Consider the following 847-nt stretch of genomic DNA (forward strand, 5'->3'; position numbering starts at 1 on the left):
CATCACTCATCCGGTTCGGCTTGTTCCGATGCTTCTGATTCCTGTACTTTGGCAAGGACTATCCCGAAGAACTTAGAAAACTCATCGTTAAAGTCCCTGAAGACGGTACTCGATACATCTTTCTGACGAACAATCTTGACGCATCTGCGGAGTTAATATCATCGCTTTATCGAAACAGATGGAGTATTGAACTGTTCTTCAAATGGATAAAACCACACCTCAAGATTAAGAAATTTTGGGGAACATTAGAGAATGCTGTACGCATACAAATCTATTATGCTATAATTACTTACTACTTAGTAGCGATAGTGTAACACGATATAAAATTAGGGCGAAGCTTCTATGAATTTCTTCAAATTCTTGGAATCTTACTGACAGACAAAACGCATCTTTGTGACTTGTTCGACAAATCGAATTTCAAAAATATCAAAGACCGATATGGTTTAAGTGGACCGAATTTATTTAGGGAATTATACGCATTAGTACCTAACCATGTTTTGCTAACAAAGTAGTATAAATGCGTAGTTGCATATTTACAAAGTTTAACTATTCATAGACTATAAACTTTGTAAATATGAACTCCAAATTAGCAAAACGTATTCAAGAAATGTTCCGTGTTTCAGAAATAATCACGGTCAATGAAGAAGCAATTACCTCAATATACAAGTAAGAGAAAATGCGGAGAAATTTTCAATCAAAGAAGATGAATTAAAAGAGTATCTTGAGAAATTCGCTCCTTCAGATTGTTGGAAAAGCCACGCGACTTTGACCCTTTTGGCCAAACAGGATTGCCCCCTTTGGCTACAATATGATTGACCCTTCTGGCCAAAATAGTATTGACCACTTA

At 36.1% G+C, this 847-nt stretch carries 1 protein-coding gene; it reads left to right on the forward strand.

Features of this window, described 5'->3' with window-relative positions; all coding sequences use genetic code 11:
* Positions 1 to 83: 83 nt before the first annotated feature.
* Complete coding sequence (locus tag M3090_RS16035) at positions 84 to 314, forward strand: transposase (protein WP_410553278.1); 231 nt, start codon at positions 84 to 86, stop codon at positions 312 to 314.
* Positions 315 to 847 lie beyond the last annotated feature (533 nt).

It is taken from the genome of Bacteroides sp. ET71, from assembly GCF_023336905.1.
Taxonomy (GTDB): Bacteria; Bacteroidota; Bacteroidia; order Bacteroidales; family Bacteroidaceae; genus Bacteroides.